Source organism: Brevundimonas diminuta, from assembly GCF_050310045.1.
Classification (GTDB): domain Bacteria; phylum Pseudomonadota; class Alphaproteobacteria; order Caulobacterales; family Caulobacteraceae; genus Brevundimonas; species Brevundimonas diminuta_F.
In genome coordinates this window covers 668,090-687,500 of sequence record NZ_CP190005.1, presented here as the reverse complement: position 1 = coordinate 687,500, position 19,411 = coordinate 668,090, and the positions used below count along the sequence as shown (strand labels likewise).

Annotated in this window: 18 protein-coding genes (1 of these 18 only partly in view); 15 read left to right on the top strand and 3 right to left on the bottom strand. The window is 66.8% G+C overall.

The window, feature by feature from the left end; all coding sequences use genetic code 11:
* The 4 genes from hfaA to ACORJG_RS03275 form a co-directional block, all read left to right on the top strand.
* Positions 1-206 carry the end of a holdfast anchoring protein HfaA gene (gene hfaA / locus ACORJG_RS03290; RefSeq protein ID WP_427791591.1) on the top strand. 238 nt of this gene lie to the left of the window's left edge, so only the last 206 of its 444 coding nucleotides appear in the window; its start codon lies off the left edge, out of view; it ends in the stop codon at positions 204-206.
* On the top strand, positions 203-1,222 hold the full coding sequence (gene hfaB, locus ACORJG_RS03285; RefSeq protein WP_427791589.1) for a holdfast anchoring protein HfaB: 1,020 nt from the start codon (positions 203-205) through the stop codon (positions 1,220-1,222). The genes hfaA and hfaB overlap by 4 nt, the downstream gene beginning before the upstream one ends.
* Positions 1,149-2,399 (top strand): holdfast anchor protein HfaD, encoded by a 1,251-nt coding sequence (gene hfaD / locus ACORJG_RS03280; RefSeq protein WP_427791588.1) that lies wholly within the window; start codon positions 1,149-1,151, stop codon positions 2,397-2,399. The genes hfaB and hfaD overlap by 74 nt, the downstream gene beginning before the upstream one ends.
* Positions 2,400-2,559: 160 nt before the next feature.
* Positions 2,560-5,439 (top strand): M16 family metallopeptidase, encoded by a 2,880-nt coding sequence (locus tag ACORJG_RS03275; RefSeq protein ID WP_427791586.1) that lies wholly within the window; start codon positions 2,560-2,562, stop codon positions 5,437-5,439.
* Positions 5,440-5,514: 75 nt separating this feature from the next.
* On the opposite strand, the gene ACORJG_RS03270 is transcribed toward ACORJG_RS03275, so the two are convergent.
* Positions 5,515-6,159 (bottom strand): hypothetical protein, encoded by a 645-nt coding sequence (locus ACORJG_RS03270; RefSeq protein WP_427791584.1) that lies wholly within the window; start codon positions 6,157-6,159, stop codon positions 5,515-5,517.
* A gap of 451 nt (positions 6,160-6,610) precedes the next feature.
* Complete coding sequence (locus ACORJG_RS03265; protein WP_427791582.1) at positions 6,611-7,141, bottom strand: gamma carbonic anhydrase family protein; 531 nt, start codon at positions 7,139-7,141, stop codon at positions 6,611-6,613.
* Positions 7,142-7,440: 299 nt separating this feature from the next.
* Between ACORJG_RS03265 and ACORJG_RS03260 the strand changes: the two genes are divergently transcribed.
* Positions 7,441-8,220 (top strand): PhoH family protein, encoded by a 780-nt coding sequence (locus ACORJG_RS03260; RefSeq protein WP_427792951.1) that lies wholly within the window; start codon positions 7,441-7,443, stop codon positions 8,218-8,220.
* Positions 8,221-8,322: 102 nt separating this feature from the next.
* On the opposite strand, the gene cysS is transcribed toward ACORJG_RS03260, so the two are convergent.
* Complete coding sequence (gene cysS, locus ACORJG_RS03255; RefSeq protein WP_427791580.1) at positions 8,323-9,729, bottom strand: cysteine--tRNA ligase; 1,407 nt, start codon at positions 9,727-9,729, stop codon at positions 8,323-8,325.
* Between the two features lie 139 nt (positions 9,730-9,868).
* On the opposite strand from cysS, the gene folE reads away from it, so the two are divergent.
* From folE to ACORJG_RS03205, 10 genes are all read left to right on the top strand, one after another.
* Positions 9,869-10,483: a GTP cyclohydrolase I FolE gene (gene folE / locus ACORJG_RS03250; RefSeq protein WP_427791579.1), complete on the top strand. Its 615-nt coding sequence runs from the start codon at positions 9,869-9,871 to the stop codon at positions 10,481-10,483.
* 228 nt (positions 10,484-10,711) lie between these two features.
* Positions 10,712-11,155: a biopolymer transporter ExbD gene (locus ACORJG_RS03245; protein WP_427791578.1), complete on the top strand. Its 444-nt coding sequence runs from the start codon at positions 10,712-10,714 to the stop codon at positions 11,153-11,155.
* A gap of 134 nt (positions 11,156-11,289) precedes the next feature.
* Complete coding sequence (locus ACORJG_RS03240; RefSeq protein ID WP_427791577.1) at positions 11,290-13,140, top strand: gamma-glutamyltransferase family protein; 1,851 nt, start codon at positions 11,290-11,292, stop codon at positions 13,138-13,140.
* A gap of 79 nt (positions 13,141-13,219) precedes the next feature.
* Positions 13,220-14,086 (top strand): alpha/beta hydrolase family protein, encoded by an 867-nt coding sequence (locus ACORJG_RS03235; protein WP_427791576.1) that lies wholly within the window; start codon positions 13,220-13,222, stop codon positions 14,084-14,086.
* A gap of 45 nt (positions 14,087-14,131) precedes the next feature.
* Positions 14,132-14,998: an aldo/keto reductase gene (locus tag ACORJG_RS03230; protein ID WP_427791575.1), complete on the top strand. Its 867-nt coding sequence runs from the start codon at positions 14,132-14,134 to the stop codon at positions 14,996-14,998.
* A gap of 32 nt (positions 14,999-15,030) precedes the next feature.
* On the top strand, positions 15,031-15,279 hold the full coding sequence (locus tag ACORJG_RS03225) for a helix-turn-helix domain-containing protein (RefSeq protein ID WP_427791574.1): 249 nt from the start codon (positions 15,031-15,033) through the stop codon (positions 15,277-15,279).
* Positions 15,279-15,920, top strand: coding sequence for a Pr6Pr family membrane protein (locus tag ACORJG_RS03220; RefSeq protein ID WP_427791573.1), 642 nt, complete (start codon positions 15,279-15,281; stop codon positions 15,918-15,920). The genes ACORJG_RS03225 and ACORJG_RS03220 overlap by 1 nt, the downstream gene beginning before the upstream one ends.
* A 10-nt stretch (positions 15,921-15,930) precedes the next feature.
* A complete protein-coding gene (locus tag ACORJG_RS03215; RefSeq protein ID WP_427791572.1) occupies positions 15,931-17,463 on the top strand; it encodes a UbiD family decarboxylase in 1,533 nt (510 codons plus the stop codon).
* 129 nt (positions 17,464-17,592) lie between these two features.
* Positions 17,593-18,522, top strand: a complete 930-nt coding sequence (locus ACORJG_RS03210) for a DUF3829 domain-containing protein (RefSeq protein ID WP_427791570.1) — start codon at positions 17,593-17,595, stop codon at positions 18,520-18,522.
* 178 nt (positions 18,523-18,700) lie between these two features.
* Positions 18,701-19,336 carry a hypothetical protein gene (locus ACORJG_RS03205; RefSeq protein ID WP_427791568.1) on the top strand — a complete coding sequence of 212 codons (636 nt, stop codon included), beginning with the start codon at positions 18,701-18,703 and terminating at the stop codon, positions 19,334-19,336.
* Positions 19,337-19,411 lie beyond the last annotated feature (75 nt).

Sequence of the window (19,411 nt, the reverse complement as noted above, 5' to 3'; positions counted from 1 at the left end):
CGCGCAGCGACAGCAGCAGTTCTTCCAGCCATTTCAACGGCGGCGTCGGCTCGGGCGCCGGGACCAGCATCGGCGGCTCGACCGCCATCGGCAACAACCTGAATGTGGTGGTCCAGGGCAACCGCAACACGGTCGTCGTCAACTCCAACCAGACCAACAACGGCGACATCCACGCCGGCACCACCCTGAACGGGCCCCGTCCATGAAGATATCCGCCATTCGCCGCTCGCCCGTGCGCGCCATCGGCTGCGTCGCCGCCGCCGCCGCCCTGTTGAGCGGCTGCGCCACCTCGGCCGGTCCGTCGGGCCAGTACGCCAAGCCGATCGGCAATGCGCCGGTCACGTCGAACCCGACGCCCTATTCGACCGCCCTGTACTGCCTGGCCGACTATGCGCGCCGCTATAACCTGCCCTCGCCGCGCATGGCTGTGGGGCGGATCAGCGACTACACCGGCTCCATATCTTCGGACGGCGGGCGCCAGATCACTCAGGGCGCGTCCCTGATGGCGAACACCGCCCTGGCCAAGGCCGGCGCCCGCATCGTCGAGCGTTACGACACCTCCGTGTCGGAGCTTGAGCTGCGCTACGCCAACAACAAGCTGATCGGCGACGACGTGCCGAACGGCGCCGCCCAGGACGCCGCCTTCCGCCGCATCCTGGCCGGTCAGGTGCCGGGTTCGGACTTCTATGTGGTCGGCGGCATCACCGAAGTGAACTACAACATCCGCTCGGGCGGTTTCGACATCGCCGGCGGCGAGGTCAAGCAGAACGGCGGTTCGGGCCTCTTCACGGGCAAGGTCTTCGTGATGAACGTCGCCATCGACCTGCGGCTGGTGCAGACCACCACCCTCGAGGTCGTGGACGTCGTCTCCTACCAGAAGCAGATCGTCGGCCGTGAAGTGTCGGCGGGCGTGTTCGACTTCCTGAACGGCAACGTCTTCGACATCTCGGCCGGCACCAGCGGTCTGGAGCCCGTTCAGTTGGCGGTCCGCGCCCTGGTCGAACGCGCCACGGTCGAGTTCATGGCCAACCTGTACGGCGCCCCCGGCCCGGAAATCTGCCTCAACCCCGCCAATGACCCGCTGGGCGACAGCCCGGTCGGCCCCACCGGCGGCTACTACCCTGCTTACGCTAATACGGACACGAACAATGGCCAAACCCGCGCTGACCCGTCTCGCTGGCACGATCGCCGTGACAGCGCTGTGCGTAGCGGCAACCGCTGAGGTTTCCCACGCTCAGGATCGCGGTCTGGTCCTGAACGAACAGCTTAACCTGGGCGACGTCATCAGCGGTCAACGCCTGAACGTCGTCAACGTCAGCGACAACGTCGCCGTGACGAACGCCGCCATGGGCAACGCCCTGGCCGGCGGCGCCGAAGGTCGCGCCGCCGACGTCCGTTCGACCCAGGACATGCAGGGAGCCGCTGTGGCGGACACCTCCCTGACCCTGCGCGGCGAGACCGGCTACGTGAACAGCGCCACCCAGGCGCGCGGCAACTATCTGGCCGGAACCGCGGTCAACACCGGCATCGATGTCGACGCGCGGCAGAACGTTGACGGCGACGTCACGGCGCGCACCCGGATCGAAGAGACCGGCGCCCGCCTGATCTACGGCGCCCACGTCTCGGCCGACGCCATCGGCAACACCGTCGCCCTCGGCGCCGGCGGCACGGGCGATCAGCGCGGCGCCGTCACGGGCCGCACGGACCAGAATTCGACCGGCGCCATCTATGCCGAGAACGAGGCCCGCTTCACCTACGCCCCGGCGCCCGCCGTCTTCTCCAGCCAGGCTTCGGCCAATGCGGTTCAGGCGACTTCGGCCCCAAACGCGCACCAGAATCTGTCCGTCAGCCAGAACGCCTCGGGCGCAGGCGTCACCGCCTGGACCGGCGTATGGGCGGGCAACGCCTGGGACATCGCCGCGCGCAGCCGCGCCGCCTCGAACCAGGCCGCCTTCTATAATCAGGGCGGTTCTCTGGTCGTGGATGTGGACCAACAGAACAGCGCCAATGTGTTGTCACGCTCCGAACTCAGTTCCTATGACTTCGGCGCCGCCTATTCGACCGCCGAGGCCGTGGGCAACGAGGTCCATGCGGGCAACAACGACATCTATGTCAGCATCGACAACACCCAGATGAACACCGGCGGCGTCACCGCCAGCGCCGGGTTCACAGGTCAGAACGGTTATGACGCCTATGTCGGAGCCAACGCAGCGGGCAACGCCGTCACCGGCTTCGCCTGCTCCACCTGCGGCGGCGACCTGAACGTGCGCAACAACCAGACCAACATGGGCGACGTGCGGGCGACCGCCACGACGACCATCAACGGCTGGGGCCGCAATGTCGTGGCCGGGTCGAATGCGGTCGGAAACACAGCGACCTTCTACGTCACACGCCCGTAAGCAGACCGCCTTCATTAACTTTTGGTAACTTGAGATAGTCAAGTTCCTTTGTCACCGTCAACAGGCGTCAGGGTTCATCACCCTGACGCCTGTCATGCTTGTGCAGGGCGGCTTTCAGTCCCGGAAGCCGTCGGCTCGCACGCTGCGGAGACACTTCTGAATGCGATCCCCCCGTCGCCTGTTACTGCTCGCCGCCTCCAGCCTCGCCCTGACGGGCGGCGCGGCTGTTCCCGCCCTGGCGATGACGCCGCCAGCGGCCGCCGCGGCGCAGAACACGCCCCCTTCCAGTCCCTGGGCCCAGGCGGCCAGCGATATCCCGGCCGACCCGGCCGTGCGCTTCGGCGTCCTGCCCAACGGCATGCGCTACGCCATCATGAAGAACGCCACGCCGCCGGGCCAGGCGTCGCTGCGCCTGCGGATCGCGGCCGGTTCCCTGATGGAGAACGAGGACCAGCTGGGTCTGGCGCACTTTATGGAGCATATGGCCTTCAACGGCACGACAAACGTGCCCGAGAACGAGCTGCTGCGGATTCTGGAGCGTCTGGGTCTGGCCTTCGGCGCCGACACCAACGCCTTCACCAGCTTCGACCAGACCGCCTATACGCTGGAGCTGCCACGCACCAACGACGAGACCGTCGACACTTCGCTGCGGATCATGCGCGAACAGGTCTCCGAAGCCCTGATGAAGGCCGAGGACATCGACGCCGAGCGCGGCGTGATCGAGGGCGAAGAGCGGCTGCGCAACACTCCGGCCCTGCGCTCGCTGAAGGCGCAGATCGCCCTGCTGGCGCCGGGTCAACGCCTGTCTAACCGCCTGCCGATCGGCGATCTCAGCATCATCCGCACCGCCCCGCGAGAACGCTTCGTCGAGTTCTACGAAGCCTATTACCGCCCCACGCGCGCCACCATGATCGCCGTCGGCGACTTCGACGTCGACCAGATGGAAGCCAAGATCAAGGCGACCTTCTCGGACTGGACGCCCAAGGCCGCGGACGGTCCCGAGCCCGATCTGGGACAGGTCGCCCCGCGCCAGCCCGAGACCCGCATCCTGGTCGAGCCGGGCGTCCAGTCGTCGGTTCAGCTGAACTGGATCCGCAACCCCGACCTTGATCCCGACACGGCGTCGAAACGCCGCGACGCCCTGCTGCAGAATCTGGGCATGGCCGTGCTGAACCGCCGTCTGGGCGAGCTGGCCCGCGCCGACAATCCGCCCTTCATCGGCGCAGGCGGCGGTCAGGGGACGCTGTTCAAGACGCTGGACCTCGGCAGCGTCTCGGCCGCCTTCAACCCCGGCGGCATCCAGCGCGCGCTGGAGACCATCGAGCAGGAACAACGCCGTCTGGTGCAGTTCGGCGTGTCCCAGATCGAGCTGGATCGCGAGATCGCCAACAGCCGCACGGGTCTGGAAAACGCCGTTCAGGCCGCCGCCACGCGCAGCACGCCGGGTCTGGCCAACGCCCTGCTGAACGCCGCCAACGACGACAAGGTCTTCTCTTCGCCCGCCACCGACCTGGCCCTGTTCGAGGCGACGGTGAAAGACCTGAAGGCCGAACAGGTCAGCGCCGAGGTCAAGCGCGCCTTTGAAGGACAGGGCCCGCTGGCCCTGGTCATCACGCCCGAACCGATCGAGGGCGGCGAAGCGGGCGTCACCGCCCTGCTGGAAGCCAGCCGCGCCACCCCCGTCACGCCGCCCGCCGAACAGGCGCAGCTGGAATGGCCCTATGCCGACTTCGGCGCCGTCGCCACGCCCGCCTCGACCACCGAGGTCGCCGCCGTCGGCGCCACGGTCGTCACCTTCGCCAACGGCGTGCGCCTGACCGTCAAGCCGACGACCTTCAAGGATCAGCAGATCCTGATCACCGTCCGCACCGGCATCGGCGAAAAAGGCCTGCCCACCGACCGCTTCACGGCCCAGTCGCTGGCGCCGATGGTCTTTACCGCGGGCGGTCTGGGCAAGCTGACCGCCGATGAGATGAACCGCGTACTGACCGGCAAGATCTACGGCGCCGGCTTCGCCATCGACGGCGACGCCTATCAACTGTCGGGCGCCACCCGCCCGGCCGATCTGCAGCTGCAGATGCAGGTGCTGGCCGCCTATCTGACCGATCCGGGCCTGCGCGCGGCGCCTTTCGAGCAGATCAAGGCCGTCCTGCCCCAGTTCATGGCCCAGCAGATGGCCACGCCCGGCGGCGCCTTCGGCCTTCAGGCCAGCGGTCTGCTGGCCAGCGGCGACAAGCGCGAATCCATGCCCTCGCCTGCCGAGATCGCCGCCTTCACCCTGGACGAGCTGAAACAGGGCGTGGTCGAGGGCCTTTCGACCGGCCCGATCGACATCGTCATGGTCGGCGATGTCAAGGTCGAGGACGCGGTCGCCTCGGTCGCCTCAACCTTCGCCGCCCTGCCCGTCCGCGCCCCGGCGGCCAGTCCCCTGCCCGGTTCGGATCACCGCCGCTTTCCGACCCCGACGCCTGAGCCCGTGCGTCTGAACCACGCCGGTCCGGCCGATCAGGGTCTGGCCTATGTCGCCTGGCCCACGGTCGACGCCGTCGATGACCGTACCGAATCGCGCAAGGTCGCGGTCCTGTCCAAGGTGCTGGAACTGCGCGTCATGGAGGAAATCCGCGAGAAGCAGGCCCTGGCCTATTCGCCCGGCGTGCGCGCGTCTTCTTCTGACGTGTTCAGGGACTTCGGCTCCATCTCGATCACGGCCGACACGGCGCCTGACAAGTTCGACGCCTTCTTCACCGCCGTCGACGCCATCATCGCCGATCTGCGCGACAAGCCGATCAGCGAGGATGAACTGACCCGCGCCCGCCTGCCGCTGATCGAAAGCCTGCGCCGCAGCCAGGCCGGGAATGAGTACTGGCTGGGCCAGTTGGAAGACCTGGCCGCCAAGCCCGCCGTGGTCGACCAGATCGTCAACCAGATCAGCGTGCTGGAATCCTTCACCGCCGCCGACATTCAGGAAGCGGCCCGCCGCTATCTGAAGCCGGACACGGCGTGGAAGGCTGAAGTCGCACCGCTGGCCGCCCCGCAATAAGGCGCAGGCCGGACAGACAAAGGGCCCCGTTCCGACCGGAACGGGGCCCTTCTTGTTTCAGGCTTTACTGCCGGATCAGAACACCCGGCCGCCGACCCCGCCGTCCATCATGATCATGCCGGTGGACGCAGCGCCCTCGACCATTTCCTCACGATACTCGGTGTAGCTTTCCTCGCGGACCATGGTCAGCACCTTCACGCCCGCGCCATAGCGGCGCAGCAGCGAACGCTCGTTGCACTGACGCGCTTCCTTTTCAGGACGGCATTCCAGACGGCCGCCCGCGCCGTGCCACAGGGCGTCGCCCTTGTTACAGGCCGTGGTTTCGCCCGGCGCGCCTTCGGCGTCACTGATGGTCCACTGCAGCTTGGTGCCCGCCAGACAGCGGAACAGTTCGCCGTCATAGCTGTTGGCCACGTCGCGGCCCGGCGTCACCTGCGACGCAGGGTGCGGCACATTACGGTCGTCGATGCAGACGGCCTGCAGCACGACCTGCTTTTCGATGCGGCGCGTGGCGGTGAAGGGCACGCGCACCGACTGCATCCCGCCCTGGACGTTCAGCCCCTGAATCGTCGTCGGATAGGGCTGATCGACGTTAAAATAGGCGCCGCCGCCGCTGTAGATGATGGTCGAGTTGGCGCGCGATCCGGCCCAGGCGCGCGCCGTGGCGTTGGCGTTGGCGTTGGCGCTCGCATTGGCGTTCACGTTCACATTGACGTTCACATTGCCGCCACCGCCACAGCAGACAGGCGGAGGGGGCGGCAGGCAACCGCCGCCTCCGCAAGGCGGCGTCACAGGCGGGCGCGGCGGCAGGCAGCCGCTGGGACCGCATCCCCCGCCGCCCGGAGGCGTCACCGGCGGCGTGATCGGCGTCGGCGGCGGCAAGATCGGCGGATTCGGCGCCGGAGGCGGCAAGCAGCCGCTGGGCGCGCAACCTGCGGCCGCGGCATCGGCAACCGCCATCAGCCCCACAAAGGCCGCTGCGCCCGCCAGCATTTTCGTAATCCCTATCCGCATGGGATCGGACTCCTGCATTGATCGTCGGCAGGACCGATGCAAGCGCCGGGCCGTTTGCATCGTCCGACATTGGGCGGATTCAAAGCCTTTCCGCCCGCTTTCACCCGGTTTGGCCGCCTCTGTCTCATTGTGAACCGTGCCATTGTGGGGCGAAGCCTCAACCGACCGGCTTCAGGCCCGTCACATAGCGGCGCCAGTTCTGCACATAGTGCCGGGCCGAGAGGCGCAGCGCCTCGATCTGCCCCTCATCCAATTCCCGCACCACCTTGCCGGGCTGGCCCATCACCAGACTGTTGTCGGGAATGACCTTGCCCTCGGTTATCAGGGCGTTGGCGCCGATCAGGCAATTCCTGCCGATGCGCGCCCCGTTCAGGATGACGGCGCCGATGCCGATCAGGCTGTTGTCGCCGATCTCGCACCCGTGCAGCATCACCTTGTGGCCCACCGTCACGCCTGCGCCGATGGTCAGGGGCGACCCGGCATCGGTGTGCAGGATGCTGCCGTCCTGAATATTGGTGTCCGCCCCGATAGTGATCGGATCATTATCGCCGCGCAGCACCGCATTGAACCAGATGCTGGCGCCCGGATGCAGAATCACGTTCCCTAGAACAGTTGCATTCGGCGCGATCCAGTATTCGCCCTCCGGCGGAAGCTGAGGCTTGCTGTCGCCCAGACTGTAAACACTCATCCGCACACCGCCTATTCTTCTTAAAATGAAGGCTTTAACCCTTCAGAAACCACGTTAGCATCAATCTGTTGATGCGATTCGGACGGCCCCATTCGCCCCCGGATCCGAAGCCGGATCAAGCCCGGTCCGGTCAGACGCTGGAGAATACGCTTGGCGTGTTCACGACCCGTTCGGGGACGGCGCCGCACCTGCTGCGGCGAAGACCCTGCGACCGTTCGGGACGGCTGTGCGACTTCGGCCCCCACCTCCCCCACCGACGACCAAGGCGAGACCCTGCCGGGCTCGCCTTTTTTCATGCCCTGGAGGCGTCCATGAGCAAACGATCGGCCATCAAGCGTCAGCTGCGCGAAGGCGTGCTGGATTCGCCCGAATTCATTCAGGACGCCAAGGTGCGGCGATTGCCCGCCCGCGTCGGCGGCTGGTCGCCCCTGCCCTCGAACGACGAGCGGGACCAGGCCTATATGAAGACGCTGAAGCCCAAGTCCGACGGTCAGGCCGAGCTGATGGAGGCGGTCGACCACGCCAATCTGGTGCTGGCGCTGGGTCCGGCGGGCACGGGCAAGACCTATCTGGCCGTCGCCAAGGCGGTCGAGGCGCTGGAGGCGGGCAAGGTCGGCCGCATCGTCCTGAGCCGCCCGGCGGTCGAGGCCGGGGAATCGATCGGCTTCCTGCCCGGCGACATGGAGGACAAGCTGGCCCCCTATCTGCGGCCGCTCTACGACGCCCTGTCGGACCGTCTCAGCATGAAGCGGGTCAAGGCCCTGATGGCCGAGGGCCTGATCGAGATCGCCCCCATCGGCTATATGCGCGGCCGCACGCTGAACAACGCCTTCATCGTCGTGGATGAGGCGCAGAACTGCACCTACGTCCAACTGAAGATGCTGCTGACCCGTCTGGGCTGGCACTCGACCATGGTCGTGACGGGCGACCCGCATCAGTCGGACCTGCTGCCCGGCGTGTCGGGCCTGTCCGACATCGCCGACAGACTTGAAGCCGTGCCTGAAATCGCCGTCGTCCGACTGGCCGAGCGCGACATCGTGCGTCACCCGCTGGTGGCCAGTATGATCGGGGTGCTGTGAACAGGCGTACGGCGTAAACAAATGAGGAGGCGACAGCATCGCCTCCTCAAACCGCCCAGAATATATTGCCGATCGCCGAACAGCGGACGGGGAAAATTCCGCCTACCCCTTCATCCGCCAGGTCGCGCCCTGAGGGCCGTCCATAACGACGACGTTCAGTTCGTTCAGACGGTCGCGGATACGGTCCGCCTCGGCCCAGTTTTTGGCCGCGCGGGCGGCGCCGCGTTGTTCCAACAGGCCCTCGACCTCGACCTTCAGCCCTTCATCGACGCCCGAGAACCACTCGGCTGGATCAGCCTGAAGCACGCCCAGAATAGAAGCCGCCGCGATCAACTGGCCCTTGGCCATGGCCACCGCCGCCTCATCGCCCGCCGTCATGCCGCGCTCGATGTCGCTGGACAGGGCGAACAGGGCCGCCATGGCGCCCGGCGTGTTCAGGTCGTCCTCGATGGACTTCATGAACTCGACCGGCGGCTCCACGTCCGCCGCCTCGACCCCGGCCGCGCGGTGCAGGGCGCCGTAGAGGCGGTCCAGGTTCTTGCGGCTCTGCTCCAGCAGGGTCTGGTTCCAGTCCAGCGGCTGACGATAGTGGGCGCTCAGCAGGGCCCAGCGCACCACCTCGCCCGGCATGGCCTGCACCAGATCGTGCAGCAGCAGGACGTTGCCGATCGACTTGGACATCTTCTCGGCGTCCACGGTCAGGAAGCCGTTGTGCATCCAGTAGCGGGCGTATTCGTCGTGCGCCTCGTCGCCGTGGGCGTGACCGTGGGCGCAGACCCCTTGCGCGATCTCATTCTCATGGTGCGGGAAGACCAGGTCGATGCCGCCGCCGTGGATGTCGATGGGCAGGCCCAGCGTCTCCTCGATCATGGCCGAGCATTCGATGTGCCAGCCGGGACGCCCCTCGCCCCACGGCGACGGCCATGACGGCTCGTCCGCCTTGGACGGCTTCCACAGCACGAAGTCGTGCGGGTTCTTCTTATAGGGGGCCACCTCTACGCGGGCGCCCGCGATCATGTCGTCCAGATTGCGCCCCGACAGCGCGCCGTAGGACGGATAGGAGGACACGTCGAACAGCACATGGCCCTCGGCGGCATAGGCGCAGCCGGAATCGATGATGGCCTGAATCTGTTTGGTGATCGCCTCGATGTAATCGGTGACGTGCGGGGCGATGTCGGGCGGCGAGACGTTCAGCAGGCCCATGTCGGCCAGATAGGCGGCCTCATAGCGGGCGGTGATCTCGCCGATGGCGACGCCTTCACGGGCGGCCTTGGCGTTGATCTTGTCGTCCACGTCGGTGACGTTGCGGGCGTAGACCACCTTGTCGGCGCCATAGGTGCGGCGCAGCAGACGCACCAGCACGTCGAACACGACCGGCGGGCGGGCGTTGCCGATATGGGCGTAGTCATAGACCGTCGGGCCGCAGACATAGAGGCTCACCCTGTTCGGATCACGCGGCGCGAACAGGCGCTTTTCACGGCGCAGGGTGTCGTGGATGTGCAGGGCCATGGGTCAGGTCTTTTGCGAGTTTTCTTGCGGGACGGACGAGGTGTCCCATATAGCGGCCTGATAGACAGTCAGGGCCGCGCGCCCAAGTCCATATAATTAGTATTCTGAACAGGCGCTCTCGCCGCCGCCGGATCGTTTCATGAGCAGCACTCCCGCCAAGCCCGTCCTCGTCGCCGCTGAAGCGCGCCAGCGCCCGACCCGCGAGCAGGCTCTGGAAGCCGTGCGCACCCTGATCGCCTGGGCCGGCGACGATCCCCAGCGCCCCGGCCTGCTGGACACGCCCAAGCGCGTGGTCGACGCCTATGGCGAATGGTTCGATGGCTATGAGGCCGACGCGGGCAAGGAGCTGAGCCGCACCTTCGAGGACGTGACCGGCTATGACGACATGGTCATCCTGCGCGACATCGAGGTTGAGAGCCACTGCGAGCACCACCTGGCCCCCTTCCTGGGCAAGGCCTACGTCGCCTATCTGCCGGGCGAGAAGGTGGTCGGCATCTCCAAGCTGGCCCGCGTGGTCGAGATCTTCGCCCGCCGTCTCCAGAATCAGGAGACCCTGACCAACGACATCATCGACGCCATCGAATCGCACCTGCAGCCCAGGGGCGTGGCCGTGCTGGTCGATGCGGCGCACCAGTGCATGACGACGCGCGGCGTGCATCACCGCCACGTCACCACCATCACCACCCGCTTCACCGGCGCCTTCAAGAGCGACCCGGCCCTGGCCGAGCGATTCCTCAAACTCGCCCGCGGCTGACCCGAAGCCCCTCCACGGGGCGCCGGGCGACCGGCGAAGGGGCTTCAACGGGGGCTGAATTGATCACGCTCAGGTCCGGCCTCGACCGAATTCGCAATCTTATTCCCCTGTGACGTCATTTCCTCGCCTTCGATGGCTTTACAAGGCCGCTCCGGACCGCCAAGAGACGAGCCAGACTTTCAGTGTGGTCCGCCGGAGGGTGCGGGCCTTGATGGAGACGAGGGCGTAATGGGCGCGAAACTTTCCTCAAGCGGTGGCGGCGGCGGCAAGCTGGCGCAACAGAACGCGGACATCAACGTCACGCCGTTCGTGGACATCATGCTTGTGCTGCTGATCATCTTCATGGTCGCGGCTCCGATGGCCACCGTGTCGATCAAGCTTGACCTGCCGCCGGCGACGCCGCCGAAGGACACGAACGAAAAGCCGAAAGAGCCGGTCTACATCACGATTCAGGAAGACGGCGCTCTGTTCCTGGCCGAAAAGAAGACCAGCATCGCCACCCTGACGGCCGATGTCTGCGCCGCTCAGGACGTGACGACCGACTGCCGAGAAGAGCGCGTCTTCGTCCGCGCCCAGCCGGAAGTGAAGTACAACCAGTTCATGGAAGTCATGAACAAGCTTCAGGAAAACGGCTTCTTCAAGATCGGCCTCCTGAACGAAGACATCGAATAGGATCGCATGATCCTGACGGTTTGAAAGGGTCGCCTCCGGGCGGCCCTTTTTCTTTGCGCGTCGATCAGTTCGGCGCTTGCACCCCCGCCCCGTTCCGGGGTCAATGCGCGCCTCGAACGAGGGGGAGTAACACCATGCGTCGCCGTACATTCCTGTCCGCCCTGCCCGCCGGAGCCCTGATGGCCGGCGCCGCCAACGCCCAAGCAGCGGCGCAGGCGACGGCCCAGACGGGCAAGGTCGCCGCTGCGACCGCCGCCCCGGCCGCCCCGGCGTCCGACCCTTACGCGGGCGTCGGCATCGGCGACCGCATCACCGGGCCGGGATTCGTCGGCCGCTCGACCGTCTGGGGCGCGAACGGCGCCGCCGCCACGGCCCATCCGGCCGCCACCCTGATCGGCCTGGACACCCTGCGTCGCGGCGGCTCGGCCATCGACGCAGCCATCGCCATCAACGCCGCCCTCGGCTTTCTTGAGCCGACCGCCAACGGCATCGGCGGCGACGCCTTCTGCCTGATGTGGGATCCGACGCAGAAGAAGGTCGTAGGCTTCAACGGTTCAGGCCCCAGCCCGCGCGGCCTGTCGCTGGAAACCGCGCGCACCAAGGCCGGACCGGACGGCTACCTGCCCAGATACGGCGCAGTGACGGTGAACGTCCCCGGCGCGGTCGACGCCTGGTGGAGCGCGCACCAGCGCTACGGCAAGCTGCCGTGGAAGGACGTTCTGCTGCCCGTCGCCGAACTGTGCGAACAGGGCGTGCCCGTGCCCCAGGTCATCGCCTGGTACATGGAACGCGGCATGGCCAACTTCGACAAGAGCGCCGCGACGATCGAGGAGAACGACAACCGCAGGAAGGTCTGGCTGACCGGCGGCCGCACGCCCAAGACGGGCGAGATCTTCGCCAACCCGGATCTGGGCCGCACCTATCGCCTGATCGCCGAAGGCGGCCGCGACGCCTTCTATGACGGGGTGATCGCCGACCACATCGAGCGCTATTTCAAGCGCATCGGCGGCTGGATGACCCGCGCCGATCTGGCCGCCCACCGCACCGAATGGGTCGAGCCGCTGATGACCACCTATCGCGGGGTTGAAGTCTATTCGCTGGGCCCGAACACACAGGGGCTGTCGACCAACCAAATCCTGAACATCTGCGAACAGTTCGACCTGAAGGCCATGGGCTTCCAGTCCGCCGCCTCGATCCACGTCCAGGCCGAGGCCAAGCGTCTGGCCTTCGAGGACCGCGCCCGCTACTTCGCCGACGAACGCTTCGCCAAGGCCCCGACCGCCTGGCTGAACTCCAAGGCCTACGCCGCCGAACGCGCGAAGCTGATCAACCCGAACCGCGTCATGGACCGCGTCTTCCCCGGCGACGCGCCGACGCAGGGCGACACCACCTATTTCAGCGTCGCCGACAGCGACGGCATGATGGTCAGCTGGATCCAGTCCAACTATCGCGGCATGGGCGGCGGTCTGGTCGCCGACGGCCCGGACGGCGGGACCCTCGGCTTCATGTTCCAGAACCGCGGCGAACTGTTCGCCCTGACCGACGGCCACCCGAACGTCTATGCGCCGGGCAAGCGCCCCTTCCACACCATCATCCCCGGCTTCGCCTGCAAGGATGGCGAGCCGTGGCTGGCCTATGGCGTGATGGGCGGCGGGATGCAGCCGCAGGGACAGGCCCAGATCATCATCAACATGGTCGACTACGGCCTTGATCCGCAGGAAGCCGGCGACAGCCCGCGCTGGCAGCACTACGGCTCGTCCGAACCGACCGGCCAACCGGCCGAGGGCGTGGGCAAGCTGCACCTAGAATCCGGCGTGCCCGAAGCCACCAAGCAGCAGCTGACCGCCATGGGCTGGGATCTCGGCCCGCCCGACGGCGGCTTCGGCGGCTATCAGAACGTGATGAAGCAGATCAACGAACAGGGCCCCTGGACCTACGGCGCAGCCACTGAAATGCGCAAGGACGGCAACGCCCTGGCCTATTGATCGGGGCCTATTGATCGGAGGCCTGTTGACCTAACGCGGCGTCAACCGGCTAAGGTTCGTTTCCAAACAGGACGGACCTATGACCGATCTCGTCACGCGCGACTTCACCGCCCCGGCCGCCGACGGCTACCCGCTGTCGATGCGGCTGGTTTCGGCCGCCGAGCCTCGGATCGCCGTGCTGGTTTCGTCCGGCACGGGCTTTCCCAAGGGCTTTTACGAGCGGTTCGCCCGCTATCTGGCGGCGCGGGGCGCGGCGGTGCTGACCTATGATTTCCGGGGCATCGCCGGGTCGCGGCCGGAAGAGCTGAAGGGCTCGACCATCGACTATCCCGACTGGGGGCGGCTGGACATGCCCGCCGCGCTGGAGGCCCTGATCGACGCGGAGCCGGGCCTGCGCGTTGTCCATGTCGGCCACAGCGTCGGGGGGCATTTCGTCGGCTTCATGCCCAATCACGACCGGATCGAGCGGCACGCCTTTGTCTCGGTCGGCACCGGTTGGTGGGGCGGGCACCACCGCAGCTATAATCCGATGGAGCTGTTCTTCTGGCTGGGCTTCGGCCCGTTCAGCCTGATGCGCCACGGCTATATCAAGGGCGGCGGGCTGTGGGCCGGGACAGATCTGCCACGCGGCGTCTTCACCACCTGGCGGCGCTGGTGCATGAAGCAGGAGTATTTCTCCAGAGAGCTGGAGACCAGCCTGCGGCCCCATCATTATGAGGCCGTGACCGCACCGATCCGGTCATGGATCTTCACCGACGACCCCATCGCCACGCCCAGCACGGCGCGCGACCTGTTGAGCGTCTACCCCAACGCCGCGTCTGACATGAACGTCCATGCACCCGGCGATTTCGGCGCTCGCCGCATCGGCCACGAAGGCGCCTTCCGCAAGGGGATGGAGCCGTTGTGGGATCAGATTTTCCACTGGCTGGACGATGGCGGGGTCTGAGCGGGCGCCTATATCCAAGACCCCCTCCCTAACAGAGCACTCCCCATGCCCTATTCGTCATCCTTCTCCGGCCAGCCGACCGTGACCGCATCGGGCGTTGAGATTCCGTTGCTCGGCTTCGGCACCTGGCAGCTGGAGGGCGACGACGCCCGCCGCATGGTGCGCGAGGCCCTGCGCATCGGCTATCGCCACATCGACACCGCCTGGATCTACAAGAACGAGAAGGCGGTCGGCGACGGCATCGCCGACGCCGTGGCCGAAGGGATCGTCACGCGCGACGACATCTTCGTCACCACCAAGATCTGGGTCGATCATTTCTCGCACGACGCCCTGCTGCGTCAGGCCGAGGAATCGGCGATCAACCTGGGCCTGACGCCGGACCTGCTGCTGCTGCACTGGCCCAAGCCGACGCCGGCTCTGGCGGAGACCATCGGCGCCCTGAACGCGGCGCTGGCGACCGGCTTCACCAAGAACATCGGCCTGTCGAACTTCCCCTCCGCCCTGTTCCGAGAGGCCGCCGCCCTGTCGTCCGCGCCGCTGATCACCAATCAGATCGAATATCACCCCTATCTGTCGCAGAAGACGCTGATCGAGACGGCGCGCGAGCTGGACTCGTCCATCACCGCCTGGTCGCCTCTGGCCCAGGGCAAGATCGCCGACGACGCCGTGATCGGCGAGATCGCAAAGACGCACGGCAAGACCAACGGCCAGATCACCCTGCGCTGGATCATCCAGCAGGGCGTCATCGCCATTCCGCGCACGGCCAAGGAAAGCCGCGCGGCCGAGAATTTCGGCCTGTTCGACTTTGAGCTTTCCGCCGACGACATGGCGCGGATCAGCGCCCTGTCCCGCCCCGACGGCCGCATCGGCGACTGGCTGGACGAAGCGTTCCAATGGGATCAGGATGCCTGAGCCATTCGGGCGCCTGCGCACAGGAGGACGTCATGGGTTCGGTTCTTGGATTTCCGGGGGTTGATCCCGTCGACGCCGTTGTCGGCGCCCGCATCCGCCGCTGGCGCGACCAGCGCGGCGTGACCTTCGATGATCTGGCCGCCGCCATCGACCTGACGCCCGAGGCCCTGCGTCGGGTCGAGGCAGGGCGCGAGCATCTGGATTCCGCACAGTTGGACGCAGCGACCCGCGCCCTTCGCCTGCCGGTGTGGGCGCTGGTGTCCGACGCCCCGGCCTATTGATGGCGGCAAGACCTTATCGCGCGCTGTTCGCCGTGGTCGGCTGGGGCGCGCTGGGCCTGCAGTATGCGGTGCTGATGAGCGGCGGCTTTACGGCCGACCCTGCCGCCCTGACTCTGCGCTTCTTCAGCTTCTTCACCATATTGACCAACCTGCTGGCGGCGCTGGCCCTGACGGGTCCGGCGCTGGCGCCCGACAGCGCCCTGGGCCGTTGGAGCCGCAGCGAAGGCGTGCGCGCCGCCGTCGCCATGTACATCGTCGTGGTCGGCGTCGTTTATCATCTGCTGCTGGCGGGCAGCTGGAACCCGCAAGGGTGGCAGAAGATCGCCGACATCCTGTTGCACACCGTCATGCCGCTGGCCTTCGTCGGCGACTGGCTGCTGTTCACGGCCAAGGGGCGGCTGCGCTGGATCGACGCCGTCAAATGGCTGATCTTTCCGCTGCTCTACGGCGTCTGGACGCTGGCGCACGGGGCGGTGACCGGCTGGTGGCCCTATTGGTTCGTCGACATGGATCAGCTGGGCGCGGCGCGGGTGACGGCGAACCTTACGGGGCTGCTGGGCATCTTCCTGCTGCTGGGTCTGATCGTCGTGGCGATTGATCGCACGCTGGGACGGCGTGACAGACGGCGCGCAGCCGCCTAAGCGTCAGCGCATGGCCTACAAGTCCCTGCGCGATTTTCTTGCGACCCTCGAAGCCGATGGCGAACTGGTCCGCGTGTCGGAGCCCGTCTCCACCCATCTGGAGATGACCGAGATCCAGACCCGGCTGCTGCGCAACGGCGGCCCGGCGGTCCTGTTCGAGAAGCCGGTCATGCCCAACGGCACGATCAGCCCCATCCCCTGCCTCGCCAATCTGTTCGGCACGGTGAAGCGTGTCGCCATGGGCGTGACGCTTGAGGGCAAGCAGCGCACCACGGCGGGCGAGTTGCGCGAGGTCGGCGAACTGCTGGCCTTCCTGCGCAATCCGACGCCGCCGCGCGGTCTCGGCGACGCGATGGAGATGCTGCCGCTGGCCCAGACCGTCATGTCCATGCGGCCCAGGACGGTGAAGAAGGCCCCGGTGCAGGAGGTGGTGCTGAAGGGCGATCAGATCGACCTGACCGCCCTGCCCATTCAGGGCTGCTGGCCGGGCGAGCCCGCGCCGCTGATCACCTGGGGTCTGGTGGTGACCAAGGGGCCGTCGGACGAGCGCGAGGACGACTTCAACCTGGGCATCTATCGGATGCAGGTGCTGGGCAAGGACAAGGCCATCATGCGCTGGCTGGCCCACCGCGGCGGCGCCCAGCACTACGCCCGGCACAAGAAGGCGGGCAAGCGCGAGCCCCTGCCCTGCGCCGTCGTGCTCGGCGCCGATCCGGGCACCATCCTGGCCGCCGTGACGCCGGTGCCGGAGACCCTGTCGGAGTATCAGTTCGCGGGCCTGATGCGCGGCTCCAAGGCCGAGCTGGTCCCGTGCAAGACCGTGCCTCTGATGGTGCCGGCCCAGGCCGAGATCGTGCTGGAAGGCCACGTCCTGCTGGACGAGTTCGAGGACGAAGGCCCCTACGGCGACCACACCGGCTACTACAACTCGGTCGAGAAGTTCCCGGTCTTCCAGGTGACAGCCATCACCATGCGCAAGGACCCCATCTATCTGACCACCTTCACCGGCCGCCCGCCGGATGAGCCGTCGGTGCTGGGCGAGGCGCTGAACGAGGTCTTCATCCCCCTGATCCGCCAGCAGTTCCCCGAGATCACCGACTTCTGGCTGCCGCCCGAGGGGTGCAGCTACCGCATCGCCGTGGTGTCGATGAAGAAGGCCTATCCCGGCCACGCCAAGCGCGTGATGATGGGCTGCTGGAGCTATCTGCGCCAGTTCATGTACACCAAGTGGATCATCGTCGTGGACGACGACATCAACGCCCGCGACTGGAAGGACGTCATGTGGGCCGTCTCGACCAAGATGGACCCGGCGCGCGACATCACCGTCATCGAGAACACCCCCATCGACTACCTCGACTTCGCCTCTCCCGAGAGCGGGCTTGGCTCCAAGATCGGTCTGGACGCCACCGACAAGTGGGAGCCGGAAACCAGGCGCGAATGGGGCGAGGAAATCCGCATGGAGCAGGACGTCATCGAACGTATCTCCGAGAAGTGGGCCTCGCTTGGCCTGCCCGGCGACGGCGCACCGATCTGGAAGGGCTGACGCGGTTTCTGTGCACGAACAGCAAAAACTCGTCTCATGAGAGAACCCTGACGGCTGATCGGCGTTAAGAAGCCCGGCCGAAAGGAACAGCGGCGCTTGGGGCGCGCTGATCGGCTCAGGGGATTTCAGATGATTTCACGCACCAGCGCCAGCGCTGTCACGCTCATGCTCGCCGCCGCGCTCAGCCTGTCCGCCTGTGGCGACAGCAAGGGCAACGACGGCAATCCGGCGCCCAAGTCGGTCGCCCAGGCGGCCGGAAATGAGGCGACTCAGGAGAAGATGAGCCTCTACATCGACGCCTTCAACGCGCTGATCCACGATCACTGGGGCGTGTCGAAGAAGTTCGAGGAATATCAGAAGCTGAACATCCCGGCCGCCTCGGCCTCGGCGAACCTCTACTTCCCCGAGAATATCTCCCACCTTGAGCGTGCGATCGCCAAGCTGAAGGAAGGCCGGGCGCTGAACGGCGGCAATCAGGGCAAGAAGGCGGACGAAGCCGCCGACAAGCTGATCCCGCAGTTGGAGGCCCTGCTGGCCCAGTGGCAGGCGCTCGACCCCTATTTCGAATCGCGCGCCTATCGCGACGACTCCCTGGCCAAGGCCAAGGAAGCCCACCCCGCCCTGATGCAGGCCTATCAGGGCAGCGTCGCCGGGATCGAACAGCTCGACGTCGCCCTGAGCGAGTACCAGCGCGCCAGCAATGCAGCCAAGCTGGAAGTCATGCGCAAGGGCGGCCACACTGCCGAAGCCAGCCTGCTGGACGCCATGCAGAAGGCCGACCTGTTCACCAATGCGGTGATGGAAGACAACAGGGCCGAGGCCGACGCCCAGTTGCCCGCGATGGAAGCCGCCATCACCGCCCTGCGCGAAGAACAGGCCAAGCTGCCGTCGGACAACAGCAACAAGTCCTACCTGTCCAGCATCGCCGACAACCTCAGCGGCATGGTCGGCGCCTATCGCGACTTCAAGCAATCCAATTCGGAAAGCTACCGCGAGTCCGTCATCGACCGCTACAACAGCGCCATCGGCAACATGAACCGCGTGGAACTGCCCGCCTGACGACCGGGCGTCCGGCCGTCACGCGCGGCCGGACGCGCTTCTCGCGAACAGGCGCCGGCCAGTCGAAAAGGCGCGCCAGACGGGGTTGCCATACGGCAGTGATCCGATCACGAAGGGTCAGCCTTGACCGTTCGGTTACAGCCGCCGTCGCCGCCCTGCCTGTTTCGCGAGTTCCGCCATGTCGACCCTGTCCGCCTTCGCTCCCAACGCCGCACCGACATGGAACGGCGCCCGCCGCGCCCTGCTGGCGCTGGGCGGCGCCATCGCCCTTTGCACGGTCGCCCTGCCCGGCGCCTCCGCCGCCCGGACCGAGGCGCCGGCCGCCGTGTCCGCTGCGTCCAGCGTCGACATCGCCGTCGCCTCTCCGTTTGAACTGGCCGAAACGTCAAAGGCCATGTGGGCGCGCGGCGACCGGCTGCAGGCGGCCTTCTGGTTCTATGTCTTCCAGATCCGCACCGCCCCCTGGGCCGAGGCGCAACCGGACCTGCTGCCCCTGCGCGGCTCGATCAACGACAGCCTGGGCCGCACGGTCAATGAATGGCTGGCCTCGGACATCGAGGCCTGGGAAGATCTGGCCGAACGCGCCATCGCCTATGAGGCCGCGCAACCGCTGTCGAGCGAACGGCCCGAAGGTCTGAACGCCGCCGACTGGCAGGAGCGGGTCGAGCGCGGCCGCGCCACCTATGCCCGCGATTTCCGTCAGGTCTTCGCCAGTTTCGACGCCGGCGACATCGCCGCCATGCGCCGCGAGCACGACCTGCCCGTCGGCCCGCTGGACCAGCCCGGCGCCCCGCTGGACCCCAGCTGGCGCTGACGCCTCGGCTCGCGTTTCCCCGCTAAGATTCTTCTAAGACAATCGTCGTTATGTCTGGGGGAAGACGGGGGAAAT